The organism is Nereida ignava, from assembly GCF_047114695.1.
GTDB lineage: Bacteria > Pseudomonadota > Alphaproteobacteria > Rhodobacterales > Rhodobacteraceae > Nereida > Nereida ignava.
Genome location: NZ_CP112885.1, coordinates 967930 through 981786 on the forward strand (window position 1 = coordinate 967930; position 13857 = coordinate 981786).

Below are 13857 nucleotides of genomic sequence, written 5' to 3' on the forward strand. Positions count from 1 at the left end.
GGAAAGACAGTCAAGTAACTGATTTTATTTAATTAAGATCAGATCCACCTGAATGAGTGATCGTCACTTTGCGCCGCTTGCGCATCGTACAATCCTCAGGCCCGCACTTCATTGGCGGCAGCTCGTTGTAGCCGTTCAGCACATAGAGCTGCACTCGCTCTTCAAGTTGATCCCAGATCGGAAAGAACGCGCTACGCTCACCATCACTCATCTCAGATGTCGCCAGGCTCACAGTATCCGCGAGCATATGCTCTACGCGATCTTCCATGTCACCAAAGCACGCCGTCTCTTCACGCAAGCAACAGTTAACCGCACGCAGCACTTGAAGCTCCGCTGCATAAAAAGGTGCCTGAGACCGCCATAAAACCGCAAGGCCTGATGCTTCGAGCAAATCAGCCACGTCATCATCAATCACGATGTTTACTTTCTGGAGCGCACCGCCCCTGTATGTACTAAGCCTGACTATTCTCAGTCAGACCACAAGTTCAGGCATCTTCTTTTTGATCAAAGAAGCCGCAGGCTGCAGGCTTCCAGCAACACCGCATAGCGTGGTCAGTTTTGCAAAACTCAGGTCACCGCTACAATCCAAGTAAGCGCAGATAACGCGGAGATGCTTGATCAGCAAGGCACGCTTATTTGCATTTTCAAGGTCATCGGCCAGATGTGCAGCAAATTCAAACCAGAGGGCGTAAGGCTCTAATGCAACCATCAGTGCAGATGCATTCTTGCGCAATACAGTCTCAGAATACGCATCTAATCGGATATTACGAACCGCCCCACTCAGGTACATCATAATGGAATAACGTTCGACATCAGGCAGATCAATTTTGCAGTCAAACGCAACATACTCAAATGGGTGTTCAAAAAGTTCCTGAGACACGTGACGCTTAAATATTCGCATCAAAGGCTCTGGGAAGTTTACACGAATAGATGTTGAGATGATTGCTGTCTTACCGCCCAAATTAGGCCAACTTGTGACAGCAATCGGACCTTCATCACCAACAACACAGCTGCCAAAATCAGCAAAATTATAAGCGTCGGCCTGATACCCGCTGATGGCTGATGTACATGGATTAGGATCATCGTCATCATAGGCAAAGCAAAACTCAACATCCAAATTAACAATGCTAATCCAATCACGAACGATTTGATCCAGGACGGCATTGAGTTCTGTCACTCCAGTGGTGTGGTTGTTCATTTGGAAACACCTCGCACGTAGTCTTCGAGGTACTGGAACTGCTGATAAACAGACATCTGGTTCCATTGGTCAGCAAAAACGGTACTGGCTTCCCGCGAGAGGTTCTCAAAGATAGAGTGGTCGATCGCATGAGTAAGATCACTTTCAAGGTGATCCAACATGTTATGAAACGGGTTCACTGCCTCGTATTCATCCGCCAAAGTGCTCACAGCTTGGCGTTTGTAGACAAGATCACGCACATCAGCGTTCACCACCTGTGATAGCCCCTTCAATTCCAGCATGAGTGTCTGCCTATCCATAATGTTGCTCCAGCATGGTGCAGATTTGTGTTTGCTCATCTCCGGTGAGGGTGGCCCACCGTGCAGCGAACGCACGGGCTTGGGTGGCCGTGAGGACTGTTTCTGCGAGCGGTACAAACTCTACCTTCGGCGTTTTTGACGTCTTTGCGGCGGCAACAACTTTGCGCAGTCCGTAAAGTTCAAAGAGCTTCAGTTCAGTTTTGAGGTTTTTGTCTCGCTCGCTCATGGTGTGCCTCCAGAAGCTTGGTTCAGGACGCTCGCAACAGTGGGAGGCTGAACGGAGGCTGTAGATGCAAATTGCTTTGCCGCCTGCACCTGCTCTTCCATGTAGTCGATGAAGTCACGCGCATCCCCACTGAAGTTTTGCAACAGCTGCGCAACACCACTTTGGGTCACCCGCGCACCTTCTGCAGCAAGGATCGCTTGAGCACGTGGCACCCAGTCTGTGTTTAGCGGCCTTTGAACCTCAACACAGCGCATCCGGCTTTGCAGAGCAGGCTTAAGCTTCTTGATGTAATTGGTGCTGGCCAAGAGCTGTACGCTTTTATGCTGTTCAATGAACGTACGGGTCTTGCTCGGCAGCGCATCCTCAACTTCATCGATCTCATCAATGATGATTAATGCAGGTGTTCCGGGCGCCCACATCTGCATCTGCGCCATGTTCAGGATCCTATCAAAGAGCCCCTTGCCCGCATCTGCACCGTTAACTGTAAAATCATCGCTCGCGATACCAGCTTGTGCGAACTGCGCTTCAACGACCAGTCGCAGAGCTTCTGATTTACCCGTTCCCGGTTCTCCATAAAGCAGCAATGGTTTTGAAGGACGCGCTGTTGCATAGCGCATGATTGTGGCGGCAACTGTGGGATCTGCAAACACAAGATCCTGCACAGCCTTCGGCCGATGACGTTCCTCAAAAGTCATATAAACTCTCCTAAATTGAATAAGGCATGAGCTGCGGGAACATGCGCCCCGCAGCGTCAATCGGATTACTCAGCCGGTACTTGCTGGCTATCGGTAATGCGCACTTGGGCACCCATAGCCGCAAACAACTTAGGGGCAAAAGTTTTAACATCCTCAGCACGGCGCTTGGCCACATCCACAGCCTCAAGCCCTTTTTGGTCATCTTGGGCTTTCTGATCGAGGTACTTGCCCGATGCCACCAACACGGTGTCGATCACTTTGGCTTCGTTGTTGCCGAACAATAGATCACCAGTGCCGTTAGAATTGCAGCGGATCAGCCCCACAACATAATCCTCATCATACTCACTATTGGGCTGGATAAATTCTGGCAGCGCAAAAGACGCCACAGGAATGCGCGCCATGTTCAGACCCGTAACAGCGATCTGTTTATAGTCATCCGCCGTCATCTTCTTGCCGTCTTTGATCTTCGACACCCGGCGCACTTCTTCAACACCGCCGCACTGCTCGATGTAACTCGTCAGTGTCTGCTCAGGAGCTTTAAGATCATAAGCAATCGTCAATAGTCGACCATAAGCGATTTCTCGATTGCCTTCTTTGCCAAAGACATACCGGATAACCTTTAAGCCAAGGCTCGTACTGGTCCGAGGCTTCATAGAGCGATCGGTCAGCAAAGAGTTTAAAGCCCGGCGCTTGGCGGTATCGTCCTTCATTTCAGTGAACACTGCAAAGCAACGCTCCAAAATAGCATAGAGCTCATCATTCGCAGATTTGAGCGTACCTTCTTCCCAAACAGCGCGTGCTTTGGAGATTTGATCGAGGGTGTTCTCAAGTTGGGTTTTGTAAGTTGTAGCAGACATAATCTGTCCTCTCAGTTGGTTGATAACAAACGGCTCTAACGACCGTTTCACACTGCTGAGAATCAACAGCGCACACCCACTTTGCTGGACAGCCAAGCACTTTGGCTTACCTAACGAACGTGTTGGAACTCGTTGAGTCACCTAATCAAGCCCATTGTCGCCGGTCACGCATAGCGCCGACTTACAAACACGCTCAGCCTTCCTTCACCCCAAAACCGCAACAGAGTAAAAGCCCAAATCCACCCTATAAAGACGCTCCTGGCTGGAAGTGTTCAGTCTATTATTATTGGTGGCTATACCTGCGCTACAACGATGATTATCGATCCACCTGCGCTCATAATGGTGATGGCCCCTGCTCGCAGCTCTATGTTGATTTTGGGGACATTTTCGCACACAGCTTCAGAGCCTGGTGGTCTACCCACTACACACTCTTTGCGGAGCCACAGGCAGTGACCTTCACAAAAGATGCCCAAGTATTCGATGCTAACGCTGACATCGTAGACGTGCAAATAGATCTGTCGTTAGGGTCTGAGGCCGTCGAGCGTAGCCTCAAAGATCTACACAGCCAGTTACTCTTTCCCAAAAATACAGCACTCTACCGCTCAGCTGCACGCTATCCTGTCGCCAGACGTCCCGTTCTAATGAACCTGCACCGTCACCTAGCTGTGTTCAAATTACGCAAATCCAATCCAACATTGCCCGATGAGCAAATCGCTGACCGCGTAGGTCTGCACGCAGCACAGCAAGCAAGCGGCATTTCCAAAAGCTATATGGAGCGTCTCGGCTACTCGACCAAAGACATCGACGTTGAACTGCGCCGCGCCAAGCGTAAAGCCATTCAACATGATTTACGCTGCGCTCAGCACCTGATCGACGGCGTTGGCAAAGGTCAGTTCCCTGTTCGCACAAGCGGCTAACATGGTTTGTAAGGTTGATAACCTCTAACGCTAGCATATCGACCACCGACACAACCTAAAGGATATTAACCTTACCTCCTGTTTTTGGAAGTTTCGCGCTTAGTTACAACGGCTTGTAGCCAGTGCTTAATCTAACCTCCCCAAAAACTTCACTGGTTTAAACCAGCAAACTAGTTTGCGGTGTTTGAAAGCAAATTTCCCTCAAAACACAAAAAGGAGAGCTGTGTTTCACTTGTTTTGAACGGGTAAATCCTGAGCACTTCATCAATAAGTATGGCCGTGGGCCGGCTCATTTAAACTAAATAACAATGAACATCAGTTAACGAGGAGATGTCATGAGTATCAAACTTCTTGAACATATTAGAGATGAGCTAATCAGCTCAGGGGCTGCTGCTAATACCCCTGAGTTTTGCCAAGCCTGGCTGGGGCGCAGTGAGGGCTACATCCGCGTATTGCGCTACAACCGCATTGAGCCAAGTGTGGAAACACTGACTGTCTGCTCCAACAAGCTGGGGCATTATGCAGACAGTTTACGCGCCAGTGACGCCCAGTCCCACCAACAATGGGTAAAGCGCTTTGATCGCCTTAAAGCCCTCTGCGATCAGGCCATAGCGCGCCAAGCAGAGGCGGTATGGCGTGAGCCTGCAAGGATGGGCGTATGACATACATATATAAACTCTTGCATGTGACATTACAGCATTCTTCGAAATGGGTTCTGCAGCCGCAAAAATCTGCGCTGCGGTTTTTTAGCGGGAAGTACTTACAGAAGCTGGGTGGTGATTTTGCATCACCCCATTTTGTACAGTTGGGTGTTGCGCATGGATGATCGTGACGAACTCCGCAGACTAATCGATGTCATAGAGAAAGGCTCTGGCACAGGAAGTCTTGAGCAAGCCGTTGATGACATTAAGACCTTTGCCAATACCGCAAGTTTCTTGGCCAACAAGCTGGACACACGGCTTAAGGGTGGCGACGTCAAAGCCAAAAAGCAGCCAAAGTCCCGTATGGGTAAAGCTATTGCAGCTGTGCCAAAGCTAGGTGCGTCTAAGCCCCCTGCTCAAGCCCCACAGCAATCCACGTCAGGTATGCCCCAGGCTACCAGTACGGCAACGTCACAAGCAGATTATGACAGGCTTAAGTCGCAAGGGACGCAGGGAACTGTGGGTGGCTTGTAGTGCAGTGGCACCCAGTGCGCTCTGTAAGCAGCTGTAAGGCGGTGAGTTTGGTGGGATCGCTATGTGTGGTAGTTAACGCGGGTTGACGCGGTACGTGCGCTTTTAAGTGGGATATATGCGGGTGTTGGAATTTGTAGGGCTTGTAGGTTTTGGTTGTGAGAAGACGTGAGAGGCATAGTCAAAACGGTTTCAGCTATAATATCTCGCAATGCGGTCGCTCGTGATGTGCCGTTAAGCACTGAGCCATTCATTCACTCTTCTGACCGCAAGAGAAATTGTGAGCCTTACGACCCCGCTCAGATGCGCTTACCTTGTAAATCCAATGTGTAGACCCTACATAACAATCACGGAATTTGTGGTGCTCTGCGGTAAAATTCTATTAGCCTGTCAGAGCACACCACAGTCATTAATTATGAAAAATTCAGCTGTCATGTCTTGTAAAAGGGGTCTGATGTTTGGGGAGGTTGCCAATGTTATTGAGCACGACCACATCACTTGCGTCCTTTTTTCATGCATTTGTGTTCACAGTTAACACAGATGAACTGACCGTGAGCGAAAATAGAACGTGTTGGCAGGCGCGGAAGGTATGCAGAGTCATAGCGTTGCTAAGCGTCCACAGACAAAGGAATTTATACTGATCAATTTGTACGCTGGAAAGTCACAGCTGCGCGTAGTGGATCACCGAGACCACGAGCCGGCTCTTGTGCAGAATAAGGCCAATGCAAACACGTACGTAGTCAAAAATAGTGCGGCGGCGCTTTCTCCGTCAAAGGACCAAAAATGAAATTTCCCGAATCGACAAAACCTGCTGTTTCCGGTGCCTTGGTCGGCGCAATTGCTGTCTCTATTCTTGGCTTCACTTGGGGCGGTTGGACAACTGCAGGCAGTGCGGATGAAATGGCTCAGCGCTTTGCCGCTGACGAAGTCACATTGGCGTTGGTGCCCGTATGTTTGGATCTCGCACAAACTGATCAAGAACGCGCTGCAAAACTAGCAACACTTCAAGACGCTTTAACATTTCAGCGACGCAATGTGATGATGGAAACAGGCTGGGCTACATTGCCAGGTACTGATACTCCAAGCCGAGATCTAGCAGACGCGTGTCTTGCGAGGCTTGAGTTAAATGGATCATAAATCACAGTTAATGAAGCCGCGACTTCCGCAACCTAGCATTGCCCTTAGCCTAACGGACACACCAACATTCATGACTCTGTTCATGAGTTCGATTATTGCGATCCTGCTGTTTACACTACCTGTAACTGCCCAAACCGCTAGTCAGCCAATGCCTGATAACGCCAGTGTCAAAAGTTATGGTGAAGGTTGGGAATGTGACCCTGGATACAGGCTGAACAAAAATACCTGTGCCACTGTGATTGTGCCGCAAAACGCATATGACACGAACCGGTCCTACGGATCTGGATGGGAATGTCTGCATGGGTTTCGCAGGACCGATGAAACTGCATGCGTTGCAGTAGAGGTGCCTGAGGGTGGGTTTTTGGATCCGTCAGGCGAACGGTGGCAGTGTTCGCGTGGCTACATCAAAGTCGATGACACATGTCAGGAGATAGTGTTGCCAGAAAATGCATACTTGGTAGATGCCTCATATGGCTCTCGATGGACATGCGAACGTGGGTTCGAAAAAACTGGCGACTTGTGCACTGCCATTGCGGTTCCAACCAACGCCTATCTGACTGGATCAGGATACGGTCAGCCGTGGACATGTGAGCGTGGCTTCTTTGAACAGGCTGGACTGTGTGTAGCTGTCGCGATCCCCATAAATGCATATTTTGACGACGCAACCTACGGCACAGGGTGGAAGTGTGAACGTGGATACCAGGCCTCACGAGAGGCATGCAAATTGATCGACGTTCCCCAAAACGCGCATCTGGACAGGTCGGGCAACCGTTGGCAGTGCAACAAGAATTTCCAAAAATCAAAAGGGCTGTGCGTTCTTAACAACTAGGCCCACGCCACGGCTCTATTCCCATTCAAAAGACACATATGAGGTAAATTCTGCCCTTCGTGTCAACCTGTGAAAGAGATCCAAAATGGACAGCAAATCTGAAACTTTCAAAGCCATTCACCATACTGCCAGGGGACCGAAAGCTCCCCCAATCAAACAGAATAAATCCGTAGGCTTGACGTCAGGCAGGCGGATCACGGCCTCACCGACGGCAGTCATCTATTGCGAGGGGAATTTCGCGCAAATCGATGGCAAGACGGCGAATGGCCTTGTGCGCAATTCGCAAGCCTATCACATCCTTTCTGTTATCGACAGCAACTGTAGCGGCCAAGACAGCGGGATCGTTCTTGATAATGTCAGCAACAGCATACCTATCTTTAGTCATCTTGACGCTGCGGTCGCTCACGAAGCCGTCATTCCCAACACGCTGATCTATGGTATGGCCCCTTCTACCGGACGTCTCTCAGCTGTGGACCGAGGCGTTATTCTCCAAGCTATTCAATTAGGCATGAACATCGTAAGCGGGCTGCATGAATTCCTGAGTGATGACGTTGAGATATCCAATGCTGCGTTTGAACAGAAGGTTACGATCCGCGACATCCGAAAGCCAAAACCTAGTAAAGACCTGCGCTTGTTCAATGGCAGTGTCGCTAATGTCAACGCGCTGCGCATTGCCGTTCTTGGCACCGATTGCGCGATTGGTAAACGCACAACGGCGACCATTTTGGCGCAAGCATTGAATGCGAAGGGCATTAAAACAGTGCTTGTTGGTACGGGCCAGACCGGCCTGATGCAGGGTGCGAAATACGGCGTTGCGATGGATGCCGTGCCTCCTCAGTTTTGCTGTGGCGAGCTTGAAGGCGCTATTGTTGCGGCTTCTGAAGCGGAACAGCCCGATGTAGTTTTAATCGAAGGTCAAGGTGCTTTGAGCCACCCCGCTTTTTGCACTTCTGCTTTTATCCTTCGGGGAAGCCAGCCAGATGCTGTCATCCTTCAGCACGCACCAAAACGTGCTCACCGCTGTGACTTTCCCAATATGCCGATGCCTTCTGTCGCCAGCGAGATCGCCTTGATCGAAGCATTTGCTAGTACAAAAGTTATAGGTGTCACGCTCAACCACGATGGAATGTCTGACGAAGAACTTACAGCCACTATTGCGGCGCAATCCGAAAAACTCGCGCTACCCGTCACAGATGCATTAGCGAGACCGGCTGCACATCTGCTTGCCATGGTCGTCAACGCATATCCAGGATTGATACAAAGGCCTGTAGTGACGGCAATATGAGCTGCCCGCGCATTGAGGTGGATTTGGGCAAGATAGGGCGCAACACACAAGCCCTTGTCAGACGTTTAGGCACACGTGGCATTGGCGTCACAGGTGTGACTAAGGCTGTCTGCGGGAATCCGGCAATTGCCCGCACAATGCTTAGTGGCGGGGCTGTGGGGCTTGCAGAAGCCCGTTTGCGAAATGTGCAAAGGTTACGTACGGCAGGCGTGACATGCCCCATCACCCTGATCCGCACGCCGATGTTAAGCCAAACAGAGCAAGTGGTTCATTATTGTGACTCGAGCTACAACACCGACGTTTCGGTCATTTCAGCGTTGGCTGCAGCTGCGATCCGACAGGGTTTTGTTCACGGTATCATCTTAATGGTCGAGATGGGCGACCAGCGGGATGGGATCTTGCCCGAAAACCTGACAGATGTAGCGCGGCAGGTCATGAATATTCCGGGTGTTGCTTTGCGGGGAATTGGAGCAAATTTTGCATGCCTAAATGGGGGGGCTCCAACGGAGTTACAAATGAAGACCCTTAGCGGGTTGGCTAATGAAGTTGAGCGTTTATGCGGTCCATTTCTTAAGTTCGTATCCGGCGGCAATTCTGCCAACTTACCGTGGGCGTTTGGTGGTCATTATACTGGTCGGATCAATGATCTAAGATTGGGCGAGGCGATCCTTCTGGGGGTGGAACCTCTCTCTGGTAAACACATCGACGGGATGCACACAGACGCGTTCACACTTGTTGTTGAGGTGATTGAAACCGATGCAAAACCTTCACCCTGCCCGATCACCTTTTTCGATCAAACACGCATCGACCTAGCTGGTGCTGCCACTGCACGCGTAATTCTCGCGATAGGACATCAAGATACTGATATTTCTGGGCTTTTAATGCCAGATGGCAGCACATTAATCGGTGCGACTAGCGATCACCTGGTCATCGGAACACGCCAATCTCCACCAACTGTGGGGGGCGAGCTGAGATTCCAGATGAATTACAATGCACTGATGCACGCCATGGCCGCGCCTGACATCAAAGTGGAACTCTTGGGCGGTGCGACACAACGGCCACCACAGCGCGCTCGAGGTGACTTCGACTACTTGGCATTAGTTTGAAAGATCTGGCCTGCTCCAACCGACCTTAAACTGCAAAGGAAACTGCAAATTGACCGAACTTACCAAAAGCAGCCTGTTCAAAATGTACGACGCCAAACCGGAAACCGCTTTAGACAAGACGACACGTATAGTTAGGCAAATAATCGACAAAGAAAGGGCACAACGCGACGCTAAGAATTCCCGACTTCGCAGCGCCCGCCTTGAAAAAGAAGCAAACACGCCTCCAGAAACCAAAACCTCGAAATCGTCGAGATCGTGTCGGACGAATGGTACTTCAACGCAGTAGTTTACTTACCGCCACTTTGTCTTCCGCAAGGGTTTCGCGAGAAACCCCGCACTTTAATCACGTTGATATTGATTACGGCTGCTCTTAGCAGCTTTCAATTGTCCCAGCCATTCACAAGGATTCATCGATGACAGATACAGACCAGCCTCGAGAAAAAATTCACTACATCTGCCAGACTTATGTCGTAACAGAGGCTGGACGCAATGAGCAGACAGGCCTGAAGGTTGCCAAGCAATTTGAATATTCCACGGCGTCTGAAGCACAAAACAGAGCCGAACGAGAGGCGCTATCCGACAACTGCGTGGGTGCCGACGCCTACATGGTCGTTGAAGACCCAAAAAGTGGAGAAGTTGGCGAACCAAGTTTCCTTATACGGCTCGGCAACGTTCCTGAATTTGACGATTTCTAGAAGTGTCAGAATAGCTGTGTATTTACGCGCATTGGGTAATGCCTGTTTAATCAGCTGATTGAGTTTGCAAAATTATTGCTGCACACTCTGCCAGCCTAACAACTGATTAAGGTGTTCAACACAGCGTTTATGCCCTGCCCTCAAAATGACGCGATAAACACACTCGCACGCACACCAAAAATATTGCCATGTAAGCCGTTGATAATAAATGCCTAACTTACACCACCTCCATTGAAAATCCTCGTGTCGGTGGTTCGATTCCGCCCCCGGGCACCATTTATCAAGCAATATCAATGACTTAGAAGAGCGTCATACACGCTTAAGTTGTGTTTTTCAAAAACACACCATAAACACACTTTTTGCCGTGTTGCTGACTATTTTAGGCGCTGAATCACGGTGTTGAACATAGTGTTGGCTAGTGCTGTGTTGCAAACACTGTGTTGGCAGAGTTTTGGTTGAACATGGCTTGGGACACACAAGGAACGTGATTGCTGGCTTTCTGACTAGAGCGGACATTCAGGTCAGGCGCGACGAAGATTAGGTTTGAGCCCAACCTGTGAGTTTAGTCTTTATGCTGCATGCGCTCGCAGCGTTAAAGCTCGAACAGCTACGTTGCAAGTTAACCAGCCATTCATGCGAAGCGCATCGAGTTTAATGCGAACAGAGATTGGCGCGGCTGAACCGCATCTAATCTGTTTTGACTACCTAATGTGTTACGTTTGCAAAATGTAGGAATGCTGCGAACGTTTCGCTTCGCTCGTTGAGAACATAATGACTCATCAGAACTTGTTCACGGGATGATTGCTTAACTCAAAGAATGAACAGGATTTCTCAAAAGCAAAGTCTGACCAGTCTGGGCCATCGCGATGCTCAGCTCGTCGCTGAGTATAGCCCAAAGCCGGTGCAGTCCCCGCTCCCCTCCAGCTGCGATGGCGAACTGAAGGATACGGCCCAAGAACACAAAATCTGCCCCTTGGTGCAGGGCACGCAGGACATCTTCGCCGGACCTTATGCCGCTGTCAAAAAATAAAGGAAAATCAGGACCGACCTCTGCACGAATCTCCTGCAGCATTTCGATCGGGGTTGGCGCACTTTCCAATTGGCGGGCACCGTGGCTGGACACTTGGATACCATCGACGCCCACTTTTTTTAGCTCTGCGGCATCTTCTACGTCTAGCACTCCTTTAACTACAAGCTTTCCCGGCCACATATCACGCAATCTAGTAAGCGTACCCCATGTAGCTTTGGCGCGGCTTTCGGTACGATCAAAATCGTAGCCATCCATCTCAAAGTTGGCCATTTGGGGCTTGCCGGCTGCAAGCTGTGTTAGCGACCACCGTGGGTGAACAGCAAAATCAATAAATTGACGCGGCCCGATCGAGAATGGCATTTTGAAACCGTGCCTCAATTCGCGTGGACGGCGGCCGACTTCTGGTACGTCAACGGTCAGCACTAGTGTAGTATAGCCTGCGGCCTTGGCTCGCTCGACTAACTTGAATGTACCATCCCCATCGCCAGAGAAGTAGAGTTGGAACCAGGCGTGCCCGTCAGCCACCTCGATGATCTGCTCAAGTGGTGTGGAGGCCACAGTCGACACACCATGGGGCACTTTGTATTGTGCAGCCAGCCGGGCTAGCATCAGATCAGCTCCCGGTGCGCTAAGATTGCACATACCCATTGGTGCAATGCCAAATGGGCGCTCGGCGTGTGTACCAAACAGTGGTACACTGAGGTTTCGGGAGGACACATCGCGTAGAATGCGGGGCCGCAAGGTTATGGAATCGAGGGCAGCACGGTTGCGCACTGCCCCTGTTTCGCGTCCGGCAGAACCGTCAATGTAGTCAAATACCATCCACGGCAGGCGCCGTTTCGCAATCAGCCGTGCGTCCTCAGCACTATGGATGGCATCGACAGACATTAAGCTTTTACGGCTTCCATAAAACGATGGCGAATGACAACCGGGTCCATTGTAATGACGGGCAGTTTAATATTCCCGCTGTCACATTTGCACACGATGATGGTCATCTGGTCGCTGTCCACTGCCTCTTGCAAAACAGGCCCAAGGTCTTTGTCCTGGACCTCGATTACGTTCTCGCAGCCACAGGCACGCGCCACATCGGTAAGGTTGGTTTTCATGCCTGCATAGGTTGGTTGATCCCCAGTTGATCCATAGGACCCGTTGTCGATGATCAAAAGCGTGTAGTTGCCTGTCGCGTTATTGGCGATCGTGGGCAGCGTGCCGAGGTTGGTCAGAACAGACCCGTCCCCGTCAATTGAGATCACAGGCTTGTCTTGAGCCAACGCCAGACCAAAACCAATAGAAGACGACAAACCCATCGTGCCAAGCATGTAAAAATTACGCTCATTGTCGTCGATCATGTGCAGCTCTTGACTGGGCAGACCGATGTTGCAAACAACAAGGTTAGGATTGAGGATTGGAGCGATTTCTTTCAGGATTTCAGAACGGATCATTGGTCGCCATAGCCTCCCCAGAAGTTGGCGTCGGTCAAGATCGCCACAGGTTTGTTGCACATGAAGGTATATTTTAGAATGTTGTCAAATTCTTTGACATCATCTTTCCAGTGGAAATGATAGGTTGGGATATTCAACTGAGCCAACAACGCTTTTGTGTGAACTGCCATTTCGACCTGACAGGCCACAGGTTCGCGCAATTCGCCACGATAGGAAATGATCATCGGCAGTGGCATGCGGTAAAATTGCGTTAGCGTCGCCAATGTGTTGATCGTCACACCGATTGCGGTGTTCTGCATGATGATGGCAGGACGTTTGCCGCCCATAAAGGCACCAGCGCATAAGCCCATGCCTTCATCTTCTTTGTTTGAAGGGATGTGGAAGATGTCTTCGCGCGCATCAACTTCCTCTATCACACCAGCGAGCTGTTTACACGGCACTGTGGTGACAAAAGAGACGTCGTTTGCGACAAGATCATCTACGATCTTCTTGTCGATGTTCATAAGAAAAAGCCTTTCTGATTGGATAGAATTTGTGAGAGATGGCTACGTCAGGCACTACGGTAAACGTGCACAGCGCAGGGCGCATGCCGCACAACACGCGCAGCAGTAGAGCCCAACAAATAGTCGCTGAACCCCGGTCTATGTGATCCCATGACGATGCAATCGATGCTGTGCATTGATGCATAATCAATAATGGAGCGATAGGTATGTCCAACGACCATCTCGGCTTTCACACCGCTTAGGTGTTTAGTCTTTGCATGCAATTCGGCCCGTGCCCTTACAAGCCCATCTTGTTTTGCTTGATTATCAACATATGCCTGAACAGATCCTTGCGGCGCTTCATAGACATGCAGGGCAATAATCTCACCAGTGCCGCCGTTCAGAGCTTTGGCAATCTCCAGGGTGCCTTTAGACACACCATGGTCAAGCGCCATCGGAACAAGGATTTTTTGATACACGGGGTAAA

At 50.3% G+C, this 13857-nt stretch carries 18 protein-coding genes; 8 read left to right on the top strand and 10 right to left on the bottom strand.

Annotated features, from left to right (window positions below):
• Positions 1–28 precede the first annotated feature (28 nt).
• From OLX08_RS04760 to OLX08_RS04785, 6 genes are all read right to left on the bottom strand, one after another.
• The gene (locus tag OLX08_RS04760; RefSeq protein ID WP_391482806.1) at positions 29–415 is read right to left on the bottom strand and encodes a hypothetical protein; all 387 of its coding nucleotides are present in this window, start codon (positions 413–415) and stop codon (positions 29–31) included.
• A gap of 57 nt (positions 416–472) precedes the next feature.
• Positions 473–1198 (bottom strand): hypothetical protein, encoded by a 726-nt coding sequence (locus tag OLX08_RS04765; RefSeq protein ID WP_391482807.1) that lies wholly within the window; start codon positions 1196–1198, stop codon positions 473–475.
• Positions 1195–1479, bottom strand: a complete 285-nt coding sequence (locus OLX08_RS04770; protein WP_391482809.1) for a hypothetical protein — start codon at positions 1477–1479, stop codon at positions 1195–1197. Before OLX08_RS04770 ends, OLX08_RS04765 begins: the two co-directional genes overlap by 4 nt.
• A gap of 10 nt (positions 1480–1489) precedes the next feature.
• On the bottom strand, positions 1490–1723 hold the full coding sequence (locus OLX08_RS04775) for a hypothetical protein (protein ID WP_391482811.1): 234 nt from the start codon (positions 1721–1723) through the stop codon (positions 1490–1492).
• Entirely contained in the window at positions 1720–2418 is a 699-nt protein-coding gene (locus OLX08_RS04780) for an AAA family ATPase (RefSeq protein WP_391482812.1), read from the bottom strand. The genes OLX08_RS04775 and OLX08_RS04780 overlap by 4 nt, the downstream gene beginning before the upstream one ends.
• A gap of 65 nt (positions 2419–2483) precedes the next feature.
• Positions 2484–3275: a hypothetical protein gene (locus tag OLX08_RS04785; protein WP_391482814.1), complete on the bottom strand. Its 792-nt coding sequence runs from the start codon at positions 3273–3275 to the stop codon at positions 2484–2486.
• A gap of 449 nt (positions 3276–3724) precedes the next feature.
• Here OLX08_RS04785 and OLX08_RS04790 point away from each other — a divergent pair, with 449 nt between their 5' ends.
• From OLX08_RS04790 to OLX08_RS04825, 8 genes are all read left to right on the top strand, one after another.
• Positions 3725–4192 carry a hypothetical protein gene (locus OLX08_RS04790; protein WP_391482815.1) on the top strand — a complete coding sequence of 156 codons (468 nt, stop codon included), beginning with the start codon at positions 3725–3727 and terminating at the stop codon, positions 4190–4192.
• Positions 4193–4527: 335 nt separating this feature from the next.
• The gene (locus tag OLX08_RS04795; protein ID WP_391482816.1) at positions 4528–4854 is read left to right on the top strand and encodes a DUF6626 family protein; all 327 of its coding nucleotides are present in this window, start codon (positions 4528–4530) and stop codon (positions 4852–4854) included.
• 156 nt (positions 4855–5010) lie between these two features.
• A complete protein-coding gene (locus tag OLX08_RS04800; RefSeq protein WP_391482818.1) occupies positions 5011–5367 on the top strand; it encodes a hypothetical protein in 357 nt (118 codons plus the stop codon).
• A 780-nt stretch (positions 5368–6147) separates the two neighbouring features.
• Positions 6148–6501 (top strand): hypothetical protein, encoded by a 354-nt coding sequence (locus tag OLX08_RS04805; protein WP_391482820.1) that lies wholly within the window; start codon positions 6148–6150, stop codon positions 6499–6501.
• Positions 6502–6583: 82 nt separating this feature from the next.
• Positions 6584–7330 (top strand): hypothetical protein, encoded by a 747-nt coding sequence (locus tag OLX08_RS04810; protein ID WP_391482822.1) that lies wholly within the window; start codon positions 6584–6586, stop codon positions 7328–7330.
• An 85-nt stretch (positions 7331–7415) separates the two neighbouring features.
• A complete protein-coding gene (locus OLX08_RS04815) occupies positions 7416–8615 on the top strand; it encodes a DUF1611 domain-containing protein (RefSeq protein ID WP_391482823.1) in 1200 nt (399 codons plus the stop codon).
• Positions 8612–9721: an alanine/ornithine racemase family PLP-dependent enzyme gene (locus tag OLX08_RS04820; RefSeq protein WP_391482825.1), complete on the top strand. Its 1110-nt coding sequence runs from the start codon at positions 8612–8614 to the stop codon at positions 9719–9721. Before OLX08_RS04815 ends, OLX08_RS04820 begins: the two co-directional genes overlap by 4 nt.
• 413 nt (positions 9722–10134) lie before the next feature.
• Complete coding sequence (locus OLX08_RS04825) at positions 10135–10416, top strand: hypothetical protein (RefSeq protein WP_391482826.1); 282 nt, start codon at positions 10135–10137, stop codon at positions 10414–10416.
• A gap of 805 nt (positions 10417–11221) precedes the next feature.
• On the opposite strand, the gene OLX08_RS04830 is transcribed toward OLX08_RS04825, so the two are convergent.
• From OLX08_RS04830 to OLX08_RS04845, 4 genes are read right to left on the bottom strand one after another with little or no spacing between them, the layout of a single operon-like run.
• The gene (locus OLX08_RS04830; RefSeq protein ID WP_391482828.1) at positions 11222–12334 is read right to left on the bottom strand and encodes an alpha-hydroxy acid oxidase; all 1113 of its coding nucleotides are present in this window, start codon (positions 12332–12334) and stop codon (positions 11222–11224) included.
• Positions 12334–12888: a sulfopyruvate decarboxylase subunit beta gene (comE, locus tag OLX08_RS04835; protein WP_391482829.1), complete on the bottom strand. Its 555-nt coding sequence runs from the start codon at positions 12886–12888 to the stop codon at positions 12334–12336. Before comE ends, OLX08_RS04830 begins: the two co-directional genes overlap by 1 nt.
• Positions 12885–13391 (bottom strand): sulfopyruvate decarboxylase subunit alpha, encoded by a 507-nt coding sequence (gene comD, locus OLX08_RS04840; RefSeq protein WP_391482831.1) that lies wholly within the window; start codon positions 13389–13391, stop codon positions 12885–12887. The genes comE and comD overlap by 4 nt, the downstream gene beginning before the upstream one ends.
• A gap of 47 nt (positions 13392–13438) precedes the next feature.
• On the bottom strand, positions 13439–13849 hold the full coding sequence (locus OLX08_RS04845) for a universal stress protein (protein ID WP_391482833.1): 411 nt from the start codon (positions 13847–13849) through the stop codon (positions 13439–13441).
• Between the last annotated feature and the right edge of the window lie 8 nt (positions 13850–13857).

Excerpts from the sequence above, each read along its gene's own strand:
- OLX08_RS04825 (WP_391482826.1), top strand. The coding sequence starts at position 10,135 with ATGACAGATACAGACCAGCCTCGAGAAAAAATTCACTACATCTGCCAG.
- OLX08_RS04800 (WP_391482818.1), top strand. The coding sequence starts at position 5,011 with ATGGATGATCGTGACGAACTCCGCAGACTAATCGATGTCATAGAGAAA.
- comE (WP_391482829.1), bottom strand. The coding sequence starts at position 12,888 with ATGATCCGTTCTGAAATCCTGAAAGAAATCGCTCCAATCCTCAATCCT.
- OLX08_RS04780 (WP_391482812.1), bottom strand. The coding sequence starts at position 2,418 with ATGACTTTTGAGGAACGTCATCGGCCGAAGGCTGTGCAGGATCTTGTG.
- OLX08_RS04775 (WP_391482811.1), bottom strand. The coding sequence starts at position 1,723 with ATGAGCGAGCGAGACAAAAACCTCAAAACTGAACTGAAGCTCTTTGAA.
- OLX08_RS04830 (WP_391482828.1), bottom strand. The coding sequence starts at position 12,334 with ATGTCTGTCGATGCCATCCATAGTGCTGAGGACGCACGGCTGATTGCG.
- OLX08_RS04815 (WP_391482823.1), top strand. The coding sequence starts at position 7,416 with ATGGACAGCAAATCTGAAACTTTCAAAGCCATTCACCATACTGCCAGG.
- OLX08_RS04795 (WP_391482816.1), top strand. The coding sequence starts at position 4,528 with ATGAGTATCAAACTTCTTGAACATATTAGAGATGAGCTAATCAGCTCA.
- OLX08_RS04785 (WP_391482814.1), bottom strand. The coding sequence starts at position 3,275 with ATGTCTGCTACAACTTACAAAACCCAACTTGAGAACACCCTCGATCAA.
- OLX08_RS04765 (WP_391482807.1), bottom strand. The coding sequence starts at position 1,198 with ATGAACAACCACACCACTGGAGTGACAGAACTCAATGCCGTCCTGGAT.
- OLX08_RS04770 (WP_391482809.1), bottom strand. The coding sequence starts at position 1,479 with ATGCTGGAATTGAAGGGGCTATCACAGGTGGTGAACGCTGATGTGCGT.
- comD (WP_391482831.1), bottom strand. The coding sequence starts at position 13,391 with ATGAACATCGACAAGAAGATCGTAGATGATCTTGTCGCAAACGACGTC.
- OLX08_RS04820 (WP_391482825.1), top strand. The coding sequence starts at position 8,612 with ATGAGCTGCCCGCGCATTGAGGTGGATTTGGGCAAGATAGGGCGCAAC.
- OLX08_RS04805 (WP_391482820.1), top strand. The coding sequence starts at position 6,148 with ATGAAATTTCCCGAATCGACAAAACCTGCTGTTTCCGGTGCCTTGGTC.
- OLX08_RS04810 (WP_391482822.1), top strand. The coding sequence starts at position 6,584 with ATGAGTTCGATTATTGCGATCCTGCTGTTTACACTACCTGTAACTGCC.